At 63.3% G+C, this 16,635-nt stretch carries 17 protein-coding genes; 8 read left to right on the top strand and 9 right to left on the bottom strand.

Going from position 1 to position 16,635, the window contains the following annotated elements:
• The first annotated feature begins 299 nt into the window (after positions 1-299).
• Positions 300-1,136, top strand: a complete 837-nt coding sequence (locus AC1ECK_RS12405) for an EAL domain-containing protein (RefSeq protein WP_480319374.1) — start codon at positions 300-302, stop codon at positions 1,134-1,136.
• Positions 1,137-1,165: 29 nt separating this feature from the next.
• Here the strand turns inward: AC1ECK_RS12405 and AC1ECK_RS12400 are convergent, their stop codons facing one another.
• From AC1ECK_RS12400 to AC1ECK_RS12385, 4 genes are all read right to left on the bottom strand, one after another.
• Entirely contained in the window at positions 1,166-2,506 is a 1,341-nt protein-coding gene (locus AC1ECK_RS12400) for a DUF3443 family protein (protein WP_480319372.1), read from the bottom strand.
• Positions 2,503-2,973 carry a DUF2844 domain-containing protein gene (locus tag AC1ECK_RS12395; RefSeq protein ID WP_480319370.1) on the bottom strand — a complete coding sequence of 157 codons (471 nt, stop codon included), beginning with the start codon at positions 2,971-2,973 and terminating at the stop codon, positions 2,503-2,505. The genes AC1ECK_RS12400 and AC1ECK_RS12395 overlap by 4 nt, the downstream gene beginning before the upstream one ends.
• A 229-nt stretch (positions 2,974-3,202) precedes the next feature.
• The gene (locus AC1ECK_RS12390) at positions 3,203-3,520 is read right to left on the bottom strand and encodes a chaperone modulator CbpM (RefSeq protein WP_480319368.1); all 318 of its coding nucleotides are present in this window, start codon (positions 3,518-3,520) and stop codon (positions 3,203-3,205) included.
• A gap of 9 nt (positions 3,521-3,529) precedes the next feature.
• Entirely contained in the window at positions 3,530-4,480 is a 951-nt protein-coding gene (locus AC1ECK_RS12385; protein WP_480319366.1) for a DnaJ C-terminal domain-containing protein, read from the bottom strand.
• A gap of 317 nt (positions 4,481-4,797) precedes the next feature.
• On the opposite strand from AC1ECK_RS12385, the gene AC1ECK_RS12380 reads away from it, so the two are divergent.
• Positions 4,798-5,964 carry a CHASE domain-containing protein gene (locus AC1ECK_RS12380; RefSeq protein WP_480319364.1) on the top strand — a complete coding sequence of 389 codons (1,167 nt, stop codon included), beginning with the start codon at positions 4,798-4,800 and terminating at the stop codon, positions 5,962-5,964.
• 107 nt (positions 5,965-6,071) lie between these two features.
• Here the strand turns inward: AC1ECK_RS12380 and AC1ECK_RS12375 are convergent, their stop codons facing one another.
• Complete coding sequence (locus AC1ECK_RS12375; RefSeq protein WP_480319362.1) at positions 6,072-7,061, bottom strand: zinc-dependent alcohol dehydrogenase family protein; 990 nt, start codon at positions 7,059-7,061, stop codon at positions 6,072-6,074.
• A 101-nt stretch (positions 7,062-7,162) separates the two neighbouring features.
• Between AC1ECK_RS12375 and AC1ECK_RS12370 the strand changes: the two genes are divergently transcribed.
• Positions 7,163-8,050: a LysR family transcriptional regulator gene (locus AC1ECK_RS12370; protein WP_480319360.1), complete on the top strand. Its 888-nt coding sequence runs from the start codon at positions 7,163-7,165 to the stop codon at positions 8,048-8,050.
• 33 nt (positions 8,051-8,083) lie between these two features.
• On the opposite strand, the gene AC1ECK_RS12365 is transcribed toward AC1ECK_RS12370, so the two are convergent.
• On the bottom strand, positions 8,084-9,001 hold the full coding sequence (locus AC1ECK_RS12365) for a transposase (protein WP_480319358.1): 918 nt from the start codon (positions 8,999-9,001) through the stop codon (positions 8,084-8,086).
• A gap of 556 nt (positions 9,002-9,557) precedes the next feature.
• On the opposite strand from AC1ECK_RS12365, the gene AC1ECK_RS12360 reads away from it, so the two are divergent.
• Both AC1ECK_RS12360 and AC1ECK_RS12355 read left to right on the top strand, forming a co-directional pair.
• Complete coding sequence (locus AC1ECK_RS12360) at positions 9,558-10,679, top strand: ABC transporter substrate-binding protein (protein ID WP_480319356.1); 1,122 nt, start codon at positions 9,558-9,560, stop codon at positions 10,677-10,679.
• Complete coding sequence (locus AC1ECK_RS12355) at positions 10,679-12,517, top strand: sensor histidine kinase (RefSeq protein WP_480319463.1); 1,839 nt, start codon at positions 10,679-10,681, stop codon at positions 12,515-12,517. Before AC1ECK_RS12360 ends, AC1ECK_RS12355 begins: the two co-directional genes overlap by 1 nt.
• Before the next feature lie 54 nt (positions 12,518-12,571).
• On the opposite strand, the gene AC1ECK_RS12350 is transcribed toward AC1ECK_RS12355, so the two are convergent.
• The 3 genes from AC1ECK_RS12350 to AC1ECK_RS12340 all read right to left on the bottom strand — a co-directional run bounded on the left by AC1ECK_RS12350 (position 12,572) and on the right by AC1ECK_RS12340 (position 15,004).
• Positions 12,572-13,297 carry an amino acid ABC transporter permease gene (locus AC1ECK_RS12350; RefSeq protein ID WP_480319354.1) on the bottom strand — a complete coding sequence of 242 codons (726 nt, stop codon included), beginning with the start codon at positions 13,295-13,297 and terminating at the stop codon, positions 12,572-12,574.
• Between the two features lie 2 nt (positions 13,298-13,299).
• Positions 13,300-14,025, bottom strand: a complete 726-nt coding sequence (locus AC1ECK_RS12345) for an amino acid ABC transporter permease (protein WP_480319352.1) — start codon at positions 14,023-14,025, stop codon at positions 13,300-13,302.
• Between the two features lie 166 nt (positions 14,026-14,191).
• Complete coding sequence (locus tag AC1ECK_RS12340) at positions 14,192-15,004, bottom strand: ABC transporter substrate-binding protein (RefSeq protein ID WP_480319350.1); 813 nt, start codon at positions 15,002-15,004, stop codon at positions 14,192-14,194.
• Between the two features lie 265 nt (positions 15,005-15,269).
• On the opposite strand from AC1ECK_RS12340, the gene AC1ECK_RS12335 reads away from it, so the two are divergent.
• The 3 genes from AC1ECK_RS12335 (at position 15,270) to AC1ECK_RS12325 (ending at position 16,442) form a co-directional block, all read left to right on the top strand.
• On the top strand, positions 15,270-15,491 hold the full coding sequence (locus AC1ECK_RS12335; RefSeq protein WP_480319348.1) for a hypothetical protein: 222 nt from the start codon (positions 15,270-15,272) through the stop codon (positions 15,489-15,491).
• A gap of 284 nt (positions 15,492-15,775) precedes the next feature.
• Complete coding sequence (locus AC1ECK_RS12330) at positions 15,776-16,045, top strand: hypothetical protein (protein WP_480319346.1); 270 nt, start codon at positions 15,776-15,778, stop codon at positions 16,043-16,045.
• Between the two features lie 67 nt (positions 16,046-16,112).
• Positions 16,113-16,442, top strand: coding sequence for a DUF4148 domain-containing protein (locus AC1ECK_RS12325; RefSeq protein ID WP_480319344.1), 330 nt, complete (start codon positions 16,113-16,115; stop codon positions 16,440-16,442).
• Positions 16,443-16,635: the final 193 nt, after the last annotated feature.

Below are 16,635 nucleotides of genomic sequence, written 5' to 3'. Positions count from 1 at the left end.
ACTTCCTGAATTGCGAACTTATCTTTCACATGCTCACTGCATCGGCACTCAATCCGTTTAAATCATACGAATTCCATCCAAACAAAACCATCACCAACCAAAACCACCACACTTAACAATATTTAAAATTTTCTAGAATTAACCTGTTAATTCTTGACAGTCTTCATCAGTAACCGGCCTTATGCTTGGGCGCATAACAACGTGGCGGCCGGTAAATCGATTTACCGGACTTCGAAACGCCGGCGAGATGACTAAAGGCTGGCCAGGGGCCGGCTACCCATATTGGAAAGGAGCGCGCAGTGAACCGCACCGCAGATGCCGTGATACGCGTGACCGATGAGGACGCGGTCGAACACGCGGCCGAGCCGTCCAGCCACGACGCAGCGCTCGCGCAGCGGATTCGCGCCGGCTTGCGGGCTGGCGAGTTCAGTGTCGCCTATCAGCCGGTCGCCCATGCGCAGACGCTCACGCTGCTCAACGTCGAATGCCTGTTGCGGTGGCAGCATCCTCAATATGGCCTGCTGCTGCCGGAATGCTTCGTAACGGCCTTCGACGATCCGCAGACCGCATGCGCGGCCAGCGAATTCATGCTCGAAGCGGTATGCGTGCAACTAGGCGAGATACGGCGGGCCGGCCAGGTTCTGCCGCCCGTCACCATCAATATCCAGCCGGCGCAATTGCTCGATGGGGCGCTCTGCGCCGCCCTGCGCGACACGACCCGGCGTCATGGCATCGACCCGCTGCTGATCGAACTGGAACTGGTCGCCACCGAAGACACGGCGACGCTGCTGTCGACCCAGGAGTTCACGCGTTCGCTGCGGCAACTCGGCGTGCGGCTCGCGCTCAACGATTTTGGTTCGGGATACTCACCGCTTTCGCTGCTGGGGGCGGCTCATATCGATACGGTCAAGCTGGCGCGCGGCTTTATGAAGCGCGTGCCGTTCGCGCCGCGTGACTGCGTCGTGATGACCGGCCTGCTCGACCTGCTCGAGAGGTTGAAGATACGTGCGATTGTGGCGGGTGTGGAAACCGAGGCGCAGTTGCGCTGGCTGCGGCAGCGCCCGGAGGTCTACGTGCAGGGTTACCACGTCGCGCGGCCGCACGCCAGGCTCGCGAACGCGCTCGCGCTCAGTTGAGCGGCGGGGTGCGCCGCCGCTCCTGCGGCCTAGCTCGAGGTGAAGGCCACGTACGGCCCCGTGCCGCCGCCTGGCGAGGTGGTGCCGGTGATGCCGTAGTAGACATGGCGCCCGTAGAAGAACGGCATGCCCAGATCGAAGGTAGCGTTCAGATACGAGGCCAGGTTGTTGAACGCATAGTTACCCGAAGCAAACAGCGTGTTCGCGTTAGCCACGTTGAAATCGATCGTGGCGTTCACGGAATTGGCGCCGGTAATCGCGACCGAGCGCGCCAGTGTCGAACTGGGCACGAAGTACTTCAGGCCATTGGTCGCGATGGTCGAGTCCTGGAAGAACAGCACGTTCGAGCCCGAATCGAAAAATGCGTTGTCGCTGAAAGTAACGCCGTTGTAGGTCGCGGTGAAGTCGCCGGACGCATCGGTCGTGAGTAGGGTCGCCCCGCTACCGGTCAGCGTATTGTTGGACTGCGTATCGATCCCGAACACCAGCGTGCCCGAGGCCGACGCGGCCCCGCTCGAGCCGACTGCGGGCATCTCCAGCACCACACCGTTGTTGTCGGTGCTGAAGTACTGGACCGGATTGCCCACCTGCTGAGCCAGTTGCCGGTTGGCGACGTTGCAGGTCGTACCGCTGCAGGCGTAGTAGAAGCCCGCCGGACTATTGCTCACGCATTGGCTGCCACAGTCCTGCGGCGCTACGCCCACACCGAGAATGCCGTTCGCTCCGAGATCCGAGGCCTGTGCAAAGGCCGGCGCCTGTTGGCAGTCGCTCGGCGCAGTCGCCGTGAGCGTCGAATCGGCCATCACCTGAATCGGCACGTTCTGGCCGATTTCGCCACCTAGCTTGATGTCGGCATTGCGCACGGTGCCCCACGAGTAGCCGCTGCCGAACAAGGCGCACTCGGCCACCGTCGCGCTGCCCGAACTCTGCGCTGCGAGCGTGTTGAGCGTGGTCGACGGGATCGCCGATGCGAACAGCCGCAAGCCGAACGATTCGGTATCGACCAGCACATTGTCGATCGTCGTGCAGTTCGATGTGGCATTCGAGCCCGCCGTGCACACGGTGACGCTCGCCATTGGCGCATTGGCGCGGTTGAACTGCGTGACCGAAACCAGCACCGGCACTGTATTCACAGCGGTGCTCGAGGTCGGCACCGCCGTGGGATTTGCCGAACTCAGCGTACTCGCTGTGGCGGTCGTACTCGCTGAGGTGGTGGTCGAGGTACTGCTGCTCGAATTGCTGGTGGTATTGCCAGTCGCCGATGCCGACGAAGAGCCGCCACCCCCACCACCGCCGCAGGCAGCCAGACTCGTGAGAAGCGCCGCAACGAGCGCCCACGTCATGGTTCGCATCATGTTGATCCAGTTCATTGCAGGTCGTCCGGGCTAGTGCCTTGTGGGAGCGCCTGGGGCAGATACGCCCGGCCCGTGAAATTGCCCATATGACCACCGGTCTGGACGACCAGGCCGTCGTCCTGGACCATCGCGGGGCCGTGACCGCCGCCTTGGGCCGCGCGTGCCGCGCTGATCCCCTGCAGGTACTGGGGGAAATAGCTGCCTAGCAAAGTATTGAGCGGCGCCATCTGCGGGCCATGCCAAACCACCGCAAAGACAGCACCGTTTTGCGCGACGTACTCGCGCACCACTGTGCCGCCGCTCAGCGTGGTCTCGTTGACGGTGTATGAAACCGCGGCGGTGCTGACGTGCTGGACCAGCCTCGTCGCCTGGCCCGCATTGCTGGCCGACCAGGTGGGCGCGCTGCCGAGTTCGGCGTGCGCAGGTATGCCGGCGGCCAGCGCCGTCATGGCGGCCGCCGCGCAAAGCATGCTGGTTCTCATTGGATCTCCCCTTGTGATTCGTCGCGCGAAGGCGCGGCATTTCACATTTCGCGCCTTACACAGAGCGAATTATTGGGGCGGCAGGAAGATTTCGATTCGCAGAAAAGAGCCGGAGAAAGGGCCCATTTGCCGGTTTGCGCGGCCTGCCGTTGCGGCCTGCTGATAGGGCTGCACAGGTATTAAGCACGGCCAATTGTTAAATCGGAAGATTGCCAAATGACGGCGTAGCCTAGCCGCTGCGCGCACGCCGCGGATTGGCTCGCAGCGCATCGATTTCGTCGAGCAGATCGAGCACGAGCGCGATACCCGGCGGATTGATCTCGAGGTCGTGCGCAAGGCGGTGGGCAGTGCGCACACGCCGCAGCGCAGCGCCGCTAAAGCGCCATTCGTCCGGTCCCGCACCGCGCGGGGCGAATGCGCCTTCCGCGACCCACAGGGTCACTTCCTCTTGCGAGGCGCCGCTCGCACGGCACAACTCGACCAGCGTGATTTCCATCTCTTCATTGACTATCTGGCCTTCCAGGTAAGTCGTCACGGACTCTTTCATGATGAGCGGTCATCCATAAAAATGGGCGCGCGGGTCGAAGTCGAACGCCTGTCGCATCACGTTGTACGCAGCGGCGGCGCGCTCGGTGTCGGCCGGCGGCAAGACGAGGTTCAACACCACATACAGATCGCCGGGCGGCGTCCCCGGAATGCCCTTGCCCTTGAGCCGCAAGCGCCGTCCGCCTTGCGAACTCCTGGGCACCGTCATTTCGACGGAACCGTCCGGGGTCGGCACGGTGACCTGGGCGCCAAGCGCGGCTTCCCAGGGCGCAACCGGCAGGTCGAGCGAGACGTCGCGGCCGTCGACACGAAAGCGCGGATGTTCGCGGAACGCGATCTCCAGATAGAGGTCGCCGGCCGGCGCGCCACCCAGTCCCGGGGCGCCCTGGCCCGCGAGCCGCAAATGCTGTCCGGCGCGGATGCCCTTTGGAAACGTGACGTTCAGCGTGCGCGTTTGCAGCGTGAGATGACCTTGCTCGTCGACCACCGGCATTTGCAGCGAGATGGCGCGCTGCGCTCCGCGATAGGCATCTTCCAGATCGATCAGGACCTTGGCGTGGTGATCCTGTCCGGCCATCGCGGCCGCGGCGCCCTGCCGTTGATACGCGCCGCGGCCGTGGCCCCGGCCGAACATCGCTTCGAAGAAATCGTTGAGATTGGCCTCGCCAGCCGCATCCCCGCCCGCCCCGTGGAACTCGAAGCCTTCGTCCCAGTTCGGCGGCGGCTGGAACTCCTGGCCGCTCTGCCACTCGCTGCCCAGGCGGTCGTAGGCCGCGCGCTTCTCCGGATCCTTGAGCACCTCGTAGGCCTCGCCCACTTCCTTGAAGCGTTCCTCGGCATCCGCCTGCTTGTTGAGGTCCGGGTGATGCTTGCGGGCCAGCTTGCGGTACGCACGCTTGACCTCGTCCTGGGAGGCGCTGCGCTCCAACCCGAGGACGGCATAATAGTCCTTGTATTTCATACGAAAGACAGCCCCATAGAAGGTGAGGACAGCACTGCGTTCGGATCCGGTTGCCCTATTACTCTATACGACAACACTGCGAACGTGCCGCCGGCCCGGCGAACCTTCATGAGAGCGTCATGGATGCCGTGCGTCCACGGTCCAGGGCCTCCGTTTTTGACTGGACTGGCATGATCCATGCGTTCCGAGCACAATGCGTAATGGCTGCAACGACCCAATCAGCGCAGCCACGACGGCCCACGGGCGGGTTGTCGTTCATCGCGCATGACGCCGGCTGTTTCGGGGCGGCGTATGCGTGAAAAAATATCGAGCCGCGCATGAACGAACCTTGCGATGCGCCTCGCAACGAGAGTTCGACCCTGCGTATGCGTATCACCGCTTTGATCCGTCTGCCGGCATTCGCCGCGGCCTGCACCTTTGCCGTCGTCCTGGCTACAGCACTCAGCACATGGTGGCTGGTACGCGAGCAGTCGCTGCAAACGGCCCGTGGCCAGTTCGAGCAGCGCGCCGCCCATATCACCAACGATCTGCAAGAGGAACTGGCCACCTGCGAGTATGTGCTGCGCAGCGCGAACGGCCTGCTGGCAGTGTTGCCGAACGTCACGCCCGAGGCCTGGCGCCAGTACGTGACGCGGCTCGATATGGACGACACGCTGTCCATCGTCCGCGCGCTCGGCTATGCCACGGTGCGGCGAAATGCGGGGGCGGCATCGGTCCAGGCGTTGCCGTTCGCGCCCGTGCAAATGATGACGCCGGTGCGCGCCGGGGCGCCCGCCAGCGGCTACGATCTGGGCCGCGACCCTACGCGGCGCGCGGCCTTGCTGCGCGCGCTCGACAGCGGTGAGCTGACGCTCGATGCACTGGCAGCGCAGGCAAGCGCGACGCTCGAGCCGGCTCACGCTCATCTCGAACTGTACCTGCCGGTGTACGGCAATGCGGCGCCGGGTGACGGTGCCGAAACAACCGTGCCGGTGGCGGGCGCGGATGCTTCTGGGGCTTCTGGGGCTTCTGGGGCTTCTGGGGCTTCTGGGGCTTCTGGGGCTTCTGGGGCTTCTGGGGCTTCTGCGGCTTCTGCGGCTTCTGCGGCTTCAGCCGTTGCCGGGGCGAGCCTCCCGGCCGACACGCACCGTGACTTCAACGGTGTGCTGATCGCCGTCGTCGATCCCCAGCAGTTGTTCGAGCGCGGCATGGCTCACCAGTCCGGCATCGATCTGCAGGTTCTGGCCGGCTCGCCGGCCAGTGTGCTGTATAGCTCAGCGCCCGGCGGTACGGCGAACGATGCAGCGCCGCTCGTGCGCAAGACCGACACGCTGCGCTTCGGCGGCGAAACGCTCACGCTGGTCTACACCACGAGCGAACGGTATCTCTCCGCCGGCAACGACTACGCCGCCATGAGGGTACTGATTGCCGGGCTTGCGAGCGCGCTGCTGCTAGCCGCTCTCGCGTGGCTGCTGGCGCGCGCTCGCGGCGGCGGCGCCGTTTGACCCGCCGCACGCGCCGCACGGAAGTCAGTCAGGGACGCCAGTCAAGGACCTCAATCAGGCACCTCAATCAGACCACCCAGCGCACGCAACTCGCGCGAGTGCCCTCCTCACACCGTGACGACAATCTTGCCGAACTGCTGGTTCGACTCCAGGTAGCGATGCGCGTCGACAATCTGATCCAGCGCGAAGGTCCTGTCGATCACCGGCTTGAGCGCGCCGCTCGCGAGGCCGTCGAGAATAAAGCGTTTGGCTCGCTCGAGCCGCGCGGCGTCGCCGACGATCTGCTTGTACTGGTAGCCGTACACCGTCAGCATCTTGCCCAGCACAGGAAACAGCGGGAACGGCGTCGGCTCGAGGTTGAGCGCGCCATACTCGAACAGCATGCCATGCGGGGCCAGCGCTTCGGCCAGCTTGGGCATCATCGGACCCGTCACCGGATCGAAGGCGACACGCGCGCCCTTGCCGCCGGTAATCTCGCGCACGCGGGCCGGCAAATCCTCGTGGTCGGTGGCGATCACATGGTCGGCGCCAAAAGCCAGCAGCGCATCCTGCTTGGCGCGCGAGCGGGTCGTGGCAATCGTGATCGCCCCCACGCTCTTCGCGATCTGGATCGCGGCTAGCCCGACGCTGCTCGACGCCGCGGTGACGATCACCGCGTCACCCGCGCCGAGCCCGGCGATCTCGATCAGCGCGCCCCAGGCGGTCACGTATTGCATCCACACCGCGGCCGCTTCGGTCCAGCCCAGCGAAGCCGGATGCTTGACCAGCAAAGCCGCGGGCACGGTCGCCACTTCGCCGTAAGTGCCCCAGCGGGTGATCGAGAGCGGCGGGATCAGACTGACCGCGTCGCCCACCGCCACCGCGGTGACGCCGCTGCCGAGCGCACTGACCACACCTGCCGCTTCATAACCGAGGCGGGCCGGAAACCTGCCCTCCTCCACGTACTGGCCCGAACGGAACATCGATTCGGCGCGGTTCAGGCCCAGCGCTTTCACCTGCAGCGTGACTTCGCCGGCGCCGGGCGGCGCCACCTCGGTTTCGTCGATCTTAAGTACTTCCGGACCGCCATATTCATAAAAGCGCACGATTTTCGGCATTTTCCTTCTCCAACACGTTGACGTGCAACCACTATAATTGCCGCCAAACGGATGATAAATCTCACTTTCAACCCTTCTATCAAAACATCTGGTTTCTAATCATGGACCGATTAAGCAGCATGGCGGTTTTCGTGAAGGCGGCGGAAACCGGGTCGTTTACTGCGGCGGCGGCGGCCCTCGGTATCTCGTCGCAGATGGTAGGCAAGCACATCCGCTTTCTCGAGGCGCGCTACGGCATGCAGCTCATCAACCGCACAACGCGCCGCCAAAGCCTCACGGAAGCGGGCCATGCGTTTTTCGAGGGCAGCAAGGCGGTCCTGCTGGAGGCCGACGCGACCGAAGCGCTCGCCGCCAATCTGCTCGCGGCGCCGCGCGGCAAGCTCAAGGTGAATGCCCCGGTGAGCTTCGGCGCGCACAGTCTCACGCCAATGCTGGCGGACTATCTGCGGCAATACCCGGAGGTGCAGGTCGATCTGACCTTGAGCGACCGGATTGTGGATCTGGTCGACGAAGGCTATGACGCCGTGATCCGCATCGCTCCGCTCACGGATTCGGGGCTGATTGCACGGCAACTGACGCTCTACCGGCTCGTGACCTGTGCGGCGCCGGCTTACCTCGCCGAACGCGGCATCCCGAGCCGGCCCGACGATCTGGCGAATCACGAATGCCTTGGCTTTGCGTTTTCGACGCGCCCGCCGATGGCGGAGTGGGAGTTCGTCAGCGCACAAGGCGTGCATACGGTGCGCGTGACCAGCCGGTTCTCGATCAACAACGGCCAAGGCCTGCGCAGCGCGGCGCTGGCGGGCCTCGGCATCATTCAGCAGCCGCGCGAGATGCTCGATGACGATCTCGCCACCGGCCGGCTGGTGCAGGTGCTGCCGGGTTATGAAGCGCCGGCGCGGCCGATCTACCTGCTGTTCGCCCAGGACCGCCGACCCACGCCGAAGCTGCGCAGTTTTATTGACTTCGTGGTGGCGACGTTCGGTTGAAACCGTCAGTCAATCGTATGATGATAGTTCGCACTACCATCTAATATGCTCGTGACAAAGCGCTTCGAGTTCGCAATTGGCCGGCTCCGACTGGAGCGGATGGGCACGCTCAAGCGCTTTCGATACCACGGTTGCAGCAGCCGGCTCGGAAACCGGCGGCACGGGACAATGCCGGTCGATCCACCTGCGAGCCCAGTCGAGCGCGTATTGCTGTGCGGCCTCGAGGTTTGCGAAGCGTGGCCCGATCAGACCGGAGCGGACGACACGCCGTCCGCTCTTCACGATCTCTGCCCAGGCGCGGAACGACGCACCCGGGACCGAATCCGCGGCCGCGTGGATGACGTAGCCTCTCGCGTCGTCCACCTGCTTTCCATGTGAATACAGGCTCATCAGCGGCGAGTAGGCAGAGCAGCCGGACTGTGGCGAGCGCCCGTCCTCCAGCGCCGTAGCCGACGCAGCCTTCCTGTGACGATCAGGTTCGCCTCCCGAGAGTTGACGCGTGATTTCCGAAAACGGGGTCGCCCCGGGTGTCCTGGCGGCCGCATCCGACGAGGTTTGCCATGCGTCCGCGCTTTTCCAGAGCACCTGCGGAACGCCGTCGTCGCGAAGGAAACGCGGACTGTATGGCGCTGCGCGTCCAGCGGCGGAGGAAGGAGATGTCGGATCATAGACAAAGGTCCGCCCGCTCCTCGACAGCAATTCGACCATTTCCGAGAGCACACCGCTCGCCAGCCACTCTTCGAAACGGCAACGGCAGGTCGGACCAGACGGATATCCGCACGGCAGCCTCGACCACGGTTCGCCGGTTGTCATCACCCACAGGACGGCATTGGCCACGAGACGGGGGTCTACGCGGGGCCGTCCTCGACGGGTCAGGTGCTTGACAGTGCCATCCGACATCATGGGGCGCAGCAGCGCCCATTCGTCATCCCTTAGCTTGTCGAAATACATGTGTTTCTCCACGCAGCCCGCCGCGGCCACGCCTTCGGAACGTCACGAATCGCGTTTGCCGATCCGTGCAGCGCTCCCGGTTGCACAATGTTCCCGTGCCTACCACCGCCTGACGACCCTCACGCTGGGTCAGCGCGGCTATTCAGGCGTTGAGGCACGGAATCTGATCTCACTCGTGCATGGAGGTCTTTGTGCAGGAAGCACGCCAGGCTCACTCACATCGGCGGCACCGAGAGTGAACCGGGCAGCGTTCCTATTCTGGCTGTCATCTCCAGTCGCATCGGATCCTGCAGCGTCGATGGGGACGCTTCGTCCCGGCACAGGCACTGCGGATGCGTTGATCGTAAGCGCGATCAAAATCTGCTCGAAGTCGGGTAACGCGAAGATTTTCTGTGAGTAATGCTGATTTTGCTGTCAGGAAATACCTAATGAATGCAGCGCCGCGGCGCGAATATTGGCGGCATCGGGCCAGCACGTAAAATGACGCTGCCACGCGCCGCACGCTATCGGAGCCTGACCGTTCGGCGCTCAGCGGGCAAAAAGAAGTGGAGACGAAGTGGATCAGCCCATCAATCGTAGAACAGCACTACTCGCCTTTGCGCAAGCCGGCCTGCTGTACATGACGCGATCCGTTTTCGCGTCCGGCCCATCGCCCCGCGTCGTCTTCCTCAATCCTGGCGAAGCCGTCGAACGTGGCACCGGACAACAATGGCAGTTGGTGTCGCGCTTCATGCACGTTGCGGCCAACACCTTCAACATGCAGCTCGAAGTCCTCTACGCCGAGCGCGATCACCTGCTGATGCTGCGCCAGGCTGCAGAAGTGGCAAATCGTGTCGATGCGCCCGACTACGTGGTGATCGTCAACGAAAAGATGGCTGCCGATCAAATGCTGCTGACGCTCGCCAGGTCGCCCGCGAAAGTGATGCTGATCCACAACGATCTCACTCCGGGTCAGCGCCGCAAGGTCGGCGACGAACGGCAGACGATCCGCAACTGGATCGGCACCGTGACCGCAAACGCCGCCCTGGGTGGCTATCGCCTGATGCAATATCTGTATCAGCGCCTGGGTGCGGGCGGAGTGCGCGTGATCGGCATTACGGGCGACCCGAACACGCCAGTCTCGCTGGAGCGCGCCGCGGGGGTCGACGCGTTCCTGTCGCACGCACCGGATGCCCACCTGTGTCAGTTGGTGTTCGGCGACTGGGGCTATGCCGATAGCGCCGAAAAGGCCCGCGTGCTGCTGGCCCGGTATCCGCAAGCCAATGTGATCTGGGCGGCGAACGACTCCATGACGCTCGGCGCCTTGAGCGCAGTCAAGGCGCACAAGGCAGACGTTCTGGTGGGCGGGATGGGCGCGTTGCAGGAGGCGCTGGCCAGCGTGATCGACGGCGATCTGGCGGCGATGGTGGGAGGCGATTATTTTATCGGCGCCTGGGCGCTGGTTTTGCTACACGACTACCACCGCGGCAAGGATTTTGCGGCATTCGGCGGGGTTCGCCAGAAGCTGGACTACCTGAGCGTGATCCATCGCGAGAACGCCGTGCAATACAATGAGGCTGTATTCGCCGGAGGACAGACGCTGGACTTCGGGCTGTATTCGAAATATCTGCATCCCCGGCCCGGCCCGTACGACTTCGGACTGGAACGTCTCCTGCACACCGCATCGAAACCCTCGTGATGCGCTTTTTTCCGCGCCGGACACTCCGCTCGCTTAGCCTGCATACCAAGCTGATGCTGGCGCTTGCCATGCTCGTCGCGCTTGTGGCTGCTACCTCCGCCTATATCGCGGCCGAGCATGAACGCGAGCGCCGGCTCGACGCGCTCGAACTGCGGGCCACACGCATTGCCGATCTGCTGAGCCGCTCGCTTGCGCAGCCGTTGTGGAACGTCGATCGCAAGGCGATTGAAGACCAGCTTGCCGCGCTCGCGCCGAATCCCGAGGTCCTGGAATACACGGTCACGGCCGCCAACTACGGCATCGTGACGACAGTCAAGGGGCCGCGTCAGAACAATTCCGGTGGCCAGGTGGTCCGCATCAGGCCGATTGAATACACGCCGCCTGGCGACGCGCCACGCGAAAAAATCGGTGAGATCCGGGTCGTCTTCACACGAGCGGTGGCCGAGCAGTCCATCAATGCCGCGCGCCGGACGATCCTCTGGACGATGGCGGCCATCGTAGCGGCGCTCTATATCGCCACGTTCGTGCTGCTCAAGCGGATGGTACGCGGCCCGATCAATCGTCTCGAGGAGATGGTCGATCGTATCGCCGGTGGCGATCTGCACGCCCGCTGCATCGTGGAGTCCGACGACGAACTCGGGCGCCTCGCCATGCGCGTGAATGCCATGGCGGACAGGCTGCGTCATTCCACGACTTCCCTGCGCGAAAACGAAAGAAAATACCGCGGCATTGTCGAGAACGCCCTTGAAGGCATCTTTCTGCTCGATCGCTGCGGGCGGCTCAACGAGGCCAACCCGGCCATGGCGCAGTTGCTCGGCTATCGGACTCCGGCCGATCTGATCGCAGCAGGCGCGGCGGCCTCTTACTCGCTGCCGTTTTCCGCGGCACAAACGAGGAAGTTATTCGACATCCTGAGCGTCAAGGGCGAGATCATCGGTTTCGAACTGCGTTTGACGCGTCTGGACGGCACCCCGATCTGGGTTCAACTGAATGCGCGCGGAGTCAGCACCGGAGGCGGCGATCCACTCTTTCTGGAAGGCTTGATGACCGACGTTACCGCCCGCAAGCGCGCGGTGGAAATCTTGCGGCGCCACCGCGACCAGCTCGAACGGGAAGTGGTGGAACGCAAACGAACCGAGGTCGAACTGCTGGGCTCGCGAGAACGGCTGCGCCAGTTGTCCGCGCATCTGGAAACCATTCGCGAAGAGGAGCGCAAACGCATCGCAATGGAGATCCACGACGATCTCGGCCAGTTGCTCACCGCATTGAAAATAGACGTCTCGCTGCTGCGGATGCAACTCGCCGGCGACTCGGCCGCCTTCCACAAAGCCGAAGGCATGCGTGATCTGGTCGAACGAACCATCGGAATCGTGCGCAATGTGGCAAGCCACCTGCGTCCCGCGGCGCTCAATTTCGGCCTCGCCTCGGCACTCGAATGGCTGGCGCATGACTTCGAGCGCTACGCCCAGATCCCCTGCCACTTTCATCTCGAGGGATCGGAGCCGCACCTGGCGGACCCGACCGCCACGGCAATCTTTCGCATCGCTCAGGAATCGTTGACCAATGTCGCACGCCACGCACAGGCTTCTCATGTGGACGTGACGCTATGCAATACCGGAAATGGTCTCGAACTGACGATCCACGATGACGGGCGCGGTTTCGATGTGGCGGCGGCACGCGACGGCTATTCGTATGGACTGCTTGGCATGACGGAACGCGCACGGCTCATCGACGCCCAACTGTATGTCGAGAGTACGGCGGACTCAGGTTCGGTCATCCGGCTCTATGTCGGAGAGCATGCGGTTGCGGCGCAAGGCCAGGCTGCCGATGCGCGATGAGCGGTGCGAGATGAGTTAGAGGAGTGCTTGCGAAGTGACGCGCAGCCCCTGGGGCTAATCCCCCGCTACCGGTTGCGCGGCAGCACGCCTATGTGCCGGCGTGGTGCGGGCGGTGCGCGTGAGCCAGTAGGTCGCCATCCGGTCGAGCGCGGTGCACATCACCAGATAAACGAAACCGACGAACAGAAAGATCTGCACGGGATACACCATCAGGCGGTTATTCACCTGGGTCGCGACGAACGACAGCTCACCCACCCCGACGATATACGCGAGCGAAGTATCTTTCACGAGCGAGACCCACTGGTTCACGAACGACGGCGTCATGATACGGATCGCCTGGGGCAGCAATACATAACGCAAGGCTTGCATGCGGGTGAGCCCCAGCGACAGTCCCGCCTGCCATTGCCCCGCGCCGACCGCGAGAATGCCGGCGTGCACCGAATGCGCGAGATACGCGCCGCCGATCAGCGAGAGCGCGCAAACCACCGCCGCGAGTCCCGGCACATCGACATGGAACACGACCGGCAGCAGAAAGAACGTCCAGAAGATCAGCATCAGCACCGGAATCGCGCGAAAGAAGCCGATCACGAGCAGCAAGGGCACGCGCGTGATACGTCCGGCCAGCGCCAGCGCAATGCCGCCCGCCATGCCGAGCAAGGCGGAGGCAAGCGCGGACGTCACCGCCAGCACGAGCGTCAGCGCCGCCCCGCCCAGCGGCCCTTCAGGAAACGCGCCGACCAGCAGATACGGTAGATTGTTGATGAACAGCGACCATTCCATCGTCAGCGCCTCGCCGGCGACAGGTCGCGCCGATGTGTGACGAACTGGGACACCGTTTCGATCAGCGCGACGGCAGCGATATAGAGCACGGTCGCCACACCGAACGCCGCGAAGGTCTGGAACGTCTCCGTCTCCACCTGACGGGCCGCATACGACAATTCCGCGAGGCCGATCGCCATGGTGAGCGACGAGTTCTTGACGAGGTTCATGTACTGTCCGAACAGCGGCGGCAGCGAGATCCGCACCGCCTGCGGCAACACCACGTAGCGGAATGCCTGCCGTGGCGTCAGTCCGAGCGCCGCGGCGGCATGATGCTGGCCCGACGGCACGCCGCGCAGTCCCGCCTCGAACTCCTCAGCGATGAAGGCCGCCGAATAGCACGTGAGCCCGAGCCAGCCCGCCACGAATTCGAACGACGGCCAATGCACCGAAAACCACACCAGGTGGACGCGATGCGGCGCGTTGAGCCATTGCATCAGGGCATCCGGCAATAAGGTCGCCACGCCGAAATACCAGAACAGCAATTGCACCAGCAATGGCGAGTTGCGAAACGCCACCACATAGGCGCGCGCGGCATGGCGCAGCGGCCGGTGACGCGCGTGCCGGCACATCGCGAGTCCGAACCCCGCCAGCGTCGCGGCGACGGCCGCAGAGAGCGCAAGACCGAGCGTGACGCCGAACCCTTGCCATAACCACATCAGATATTTCGGAGCGAGCCACGCCTGCATTGTCGGACCTGCCGGATTTCATCGAACTGTAGAACACCAACGGGCACGCGTTGGCGTGCCCGTGGCAAGTTGCTTGCGCGTCGGCCGGAGCTGGCGCTTTAGCTGTCGGCCAGAGTTAGCGCTTTAGCGCTTACTCTGGTCCCATGCAAGATCATTGCGCGGTACCTCAGACCTTGTCGCCGATCTTGAAGATGCGCACGAGCGGCGTCTTCGTCTGTGGGCCGAACCAGCGGTTATAGATCTGGCCAGCCGAGCCGTCGGCTTCAAGCCCCTTCAGGGTGGTGTTGACGAAGGCCGTCAGGCGTGTCTCGCCCTTCGGGATGCCGACGCCCATATAGTCGTTCGAGATGGTGAACGGCGGAATCTCGTAGTTCTGCTTGTCCGGCACGTTGGCCAGCAGGCCGACCAGCTTCGGACCATCCTGGGTGATCGCCTGAACGTTGCCGGCGCGCAGAGCCGCGAATGCAAACGGTGTGTCGTCATAAGCCACGATAGTGGCCTGCGGGAATTTCTCGCGCAGCGTGATCTCGTTGGTCGTGCCCTTGTCGGCGCCCACGCGCAAGCTATTGATCTGGTCGGGCGACTTCAGTACGCCCTTCTTCGCCAGAAACTGCTGACCCGATGAAAAATAAGGAATACTGAAATCGACCTGCTTGGCGCGTTCGTCCGTGATCGTGAAATTGGCCAGCACCAGATCGACCTTGCCCGAGGTCAGGAACGGAATCCGGTTGGCCGGGTTGGTGGGCTGCAGTTCGAGTTTCACGCCGAGCTTGTCGGCCAGCGCCTTCGCGTAGTCGACATCGAGACCCACGATATGGTTGGTAGCGGGATCGGCAAAGCCGAACGGCGGATTGCTGTCGAAAGTGGCGACGCGCAGCACGCCGGCTTTCCTGATGTCGTCGAGCCGATCGGCATGCGCGACGCCCGAGACCGTGAACATCAACCCCATGAACCATGCAGCGAGCGTTCTGGATTTCATTTTTATGGACCTTCTTGTGCGAGTTTGTGTGGCGGCCGGGAAGCGCAACCCGGCAATCTGGCGAAATACCTGGCACCGTTCGAGCGATGCACGGACGCCACCTTAGCAGCCATGCTCATCCAGCAGAACCAACAAATGTTCCTGTCATAAGCGGCTTTTCTGCTAAGCAAGGCGATGATTTGCAAAGGCCGATTCGTCGTTTGCCGCGCCCACGGACGCTGACTAGCATCGAGACTCCGCAGTCAGATCTCTGAGGAGAGTTGCCATGTCCGAGCGTGCCGCTTTCAAGCCACGGGTGATCGAACCGGTGGCCGTCAATCAACCCGAAGGCCTCGGACTCGCCGTCGAATTGTGGCTGGCGCGCCCGGTCGACGGCATCGCCGGGCGCGCAGTGCAGATTCATCTGCGCAGCGATGCGCGGATGGCTCAGGCCGAGGCGTTGCGCGACCTGCTGCATCAATTGGGCACGGATATCGTCGTGGCCTGACGCCAGGGCAGCGCAGCGCGGCGCCGCGCTTGCGCCCCATCTGGACAGGCCAGGCGGCGGTTACGACCGCCCGCCTGCCCTTGCGCCACCCGCTCTGCGTTGTCCGGCGGACCTGAGCGGATTAGCAGCCAATCCGAAATAGTCATTTCATCCTATCGATACAAAGTTTCGATAGCTAGGGTATACACTGCCTCCATCGACGTTGCAGACAGACCGGGCAAACCTCACCAGCCCTTGTCGCGACGCCTTCCTGAGTTGAAGTCGAAACGTATATGGAGTTCATCATGAAGACCAAGATCCTTGCTGCTTTGCTGGTTGCCGCTTCTGCCACCCTCGCTGCCCCTGCCTTTGCGAGCGGCTATGGTCCGGCGCCGTTTTATCGTCCGGCTGACGGCGCCCCTGCGTCGCAACAAGGCCAGAACGCGCAGACCGTTGCTGCGGAGCGTGCCAATGCCGCTAGCGACACTTCGTACGGCGGCGTGGCTAACCAAACCTCGCAATCGGGTTCGCGTGAACCGGTTAGCGGCCCGCGCTCGGTGTTCTTCGGCCATTAAGCCGCGCTTTGCAGCTTAAAAAGTTTGCTGCTGGCAAGCCCAAAACAATCTTCGGAGGTCAAATATCATGAAGTCGCTCATTCAAGCTGTTGCTATTGCTGCTGTTCTCGCCACCCCGGTGGTTTCGTTTGCCCAGTCGAACCAGCCCCTGACCCGCGCCGAAGTGCGTGCGCAACTGGTGCAGATCGAGCAGGCCGGTTATTCGCCCGCTCGCGGTCGTGACCCGTACTATCCGAGCGACATCCAGGCCGCCGAAGCACGCGTCGCAGCGAAGAACGGTACCGCTCAAGCCGAGACCACCGGTTACGGTCCGGCCACAAGTGGTAACTCGCAGTCGGGTCAGCGCGCCGAAATCACAGTCAGCCCGTACTCGTCGCCGGTCTACGTCGGTCATTAAGCGGCCGGTTGCATCTGACAGAGCCTGTTCAACGGCTCGCTAGAACGAAACAGGCCCGCGCTAGCCATCCACGCGGGCCTGTTTGCCAAGAATATGGAACTCCTCCGTCGCCGGGTGCCCGGTGACTTCGCCCAGCCCTTGATGACTGGGCTTTTTTTGTGATCAAGCGGCGAAGGATGCGCCTCCTCTGCGA

The organism is Paraburkholderia sp. SSBN10T, from assembly GCF_056619545.1.
The sequence above is the reverse complement of the archived record's forward strand: the minus strand, read 5'-3'. Positions and strand labels throughout refer to the sequence as shown.